At 77.6% G+C, this 232-nt stretch carries 1 protein-coding gene; it reads right to left on the reverse strand.

The annotated features are described in order from the left end of the window. On the reverse strand, positions 1-232 hold a 232-nt coding region (locus tag IG05_RS43395; RefSeq protein WP_037816103.1), incomplete at both ends, for a hypothetical protein.

Below are 232 nucleotides of genomic sequence, written 5' to 3' on the forward strand. Positions count from 1 at the left end.
CTCCAGATGCTCGTAGACACCGTCCAGCGGCACCTCGCGCGCACCCGCCGGAGGCCACACCGTCAGCGACTCGCCGCCGGACACCTCCGCAGGGGCCAGCCGCCCCCGGGCGTGCAGCGTCCACGCGCCCTCACCGCCGTCCCCGGCACCGCCGTCCAGGTCCTCCGGCTCGGGCCGCCCGTACACCTCCACCCCGCGGCGCCCGGCGTCATCGGCCTCACCGACGACGACC

Origin of the sequence: Streptomyces sp. NRRL S-1022 (genome assembly GCF_000720135.1) — a bacterium.
Lineage (GTDB): Bacteria > Actinomycetota > Actinomycetes > Streptomycetales > Streptomycetaceae > Streptomyces.